The following is a 2,253-nucleotide window of genomic DNA, read 5'->3' as shown; positions in this document are numbered from 1 at the left end:
CCGACGCGGGCGGCCCGTCTCCGGCCACTCCACCGCCTCCGACAACAACCGCACCGCACCGGAGGACCAGTCCACATGCGACGACGGCCTCTCCGCGTGCAACGTACGCGGCAGTACTCCGCGACGCAGCGCCATCACCATCTTGATCACACCGGCCACACCGGCGGCGGACTGGGCGTGTCCGATGTTCGACTTGACCGAGCCGAGCAGCAGGGCACGCTCCGGGTCGCGTTCGCGGCCGTAGGTGGCCAGCAGCGCCTGGGCCTCGATCGGATCGCCGAGCGGCGTTCCCGTGCCATGGGCCTCCAGGGCGTCGATGTCCGAGGGATCCAGCCGTGCGTTGGCGAGGGCCTGCCGGATGACGCGCTGCTGGGACGGGCCGTTGGGCGCGGTAAGGCCGTTGGACGCGCCGTCCTGGTTGATCGCCGAGCCACGGATCACGGCCAGCACCGGATGTCCATTGCGGCGGGCGTCGGAGAGCCGCTCCACCAGCAGGATGCCGACGCCCTCGGCCAGCGTCATCCCGTCCGCGTCGTCGGAGAACGCCTTGCAGCGGCCGTCCTGGGCAAGGGCCCGCTGCCTGCTGAAGGCGACGAAGGGCGCCGGCGTGGTCATGACGGTGGCGCCGCCCGCGACCGCGAGCGTGGACTCGCCGTTGCGCAGCGACTGGCAGGCGAGATGGAGGGCGACGAGCGAGGACGAGCACGCCGTGTCGACCGTGACGGCAGGGCCTTCGAGCCCGAAGACATAGGAGAGCCGCCCGGACAGCACACTGGGACTGCTGCCGGTGACCATATGGCCCTCGGCCCCGTCGCCCGCGCCGAGTCCGTACTCCTGGTAGCTGGAGCCGATGAAGGTGCCGGTGAGGCTGCCTCGTACGGCCACGGGATCGATACCGGCACGCTCGAAGCTCTCCCAGGTGGTCTCCAGCAGCAGCCGCTGCTGAGGATCCATCACCAGCGCCTCGCGCGGCGAGATACCGAAGAACGTCGGGTCGAACGCGTCCGCCTCATGGAGGAATCCGCCCTGTGTCGAGTACGTCCTGCCCGGCCGGTCCGGGTCGGGATCGTAGAGGCCCTGGGCGTCCCAGCCACGGTTCACGGGGAATTCGGACACCGCGTCCACGCCCTGTGTGACCAGCTCCCAGAGCTGCTCGGGAGAGCCGGCTCCGCCCGGGAAGCGGCAGCTCATCCCGATGATGGCGATGGGCTCGTCATCGGCGGCGCCGGTCGCGACGGGCCCTGCCGTCTCCAGGACGGCGCCGAGGATCTCGGCCCGCAGGTACCGCGCCAGCTCCAGCGGTGTCGGATAGTCGAAGACCATCGTGCTGGGCAGGGTGAGTCCGGTGACCGTGGACAGCCGCTTGCGCAGTTCGACGGCGGTGAGCGAGTCGAAGCCGATCTCGCGGAAGGCGCGTGCCTCCGGTACGCCGTCGGCGGAGCTGTGTCCGAGGACGGCGGCGGCCTCGCTCCGTACCAGATCGGCGAGGAGACGGATCTGCTCGGGCTCGGTCAGGGTCCGTACGCGCGTGACGAACTCCGAGGCCCGGCCGGTGTCGTGTGCGTCGGCGGCGACGGTGAGTGCCCGTACCTCGGGCAGATCGGCGAGGAGGGCGCTGGGACGCGCCGAGGTGAAGACCGGGGCGTAGCGCTCCCAGTCGACGTCGGCGACCGTGACAGTGGTGTCCTGGCCGAGGACCGCCCGGCGCAGTTCGGTGATCGCGGGCCCTGGCTCCAGGAGGCCGAGGCCCTGCCGTTCGAAGGTGGCGGAGACCGTTCCGCCGGCGGCCATGCCCGCCTCGGCCCAGGGTCCCCAGGCGAGGGAGGTGGCGGTCAGTCCCCGGGCGTGGCGGTGTTCCGCGAGGGCGTCGAGATAGGCGTTGGCCGCGCCGTAGGCGCTCTGGCCGCCGCTGCCCCAGACACCGGCGATGGAGCCGAACAGGACGAACAGGTCGAGTTCGCGCTCGCCGAGCAGGGCGTCGAGATGGGCCGCGCCCGCGAGCTTCGCCGAGGTCAGCTCGGCGAATTCGGCGAGGCCGGTCTGTTCGAGCGGTCCGAACTGGCCGACGCCCGCGGTGTGCACCACTCCGCTCAGCGGTGTCTGGTCCGGAATGCCGGCCAGTACGGCGGCGAGCGCGGCACGGTCGGCGACATCGCAGGCGACGATCTCGACGTGCGCGCCCAGCTCCTCCAGTTCGGCGCGGAGAGCGGCGGCGCCGGGCGCGTCGGGCCCGCGCCGGCTGGTCAGTACGAG

General features: G+C 71.8%; 1 protein-coding gene. It reads right to left on the bottom strand.

From position 1 onward, the window contains the following. On the bottom strand, positions 1 to 2,253 hold a 2,253-nt coding region (locus tag GA0115259_RS30985), incomplete at both ends, for a type I polyketide synthase (RefSeq protein ID WP_141716763.1).

The organism is Streptomyces sp. MnatMP-M17 (assembly GCF_900091995.1).
In the GTDB taxonomy this organism is placed as follows: Bacteria; Actinomycetota; Actinomycetes; order Streptomycetales; family Streptomycetaceae; genus Streptomyces.
Note: the sequence above shows the minus strand (reverse complement) of the source record. Positions and strands in the feature narration are given on the sequence as shown.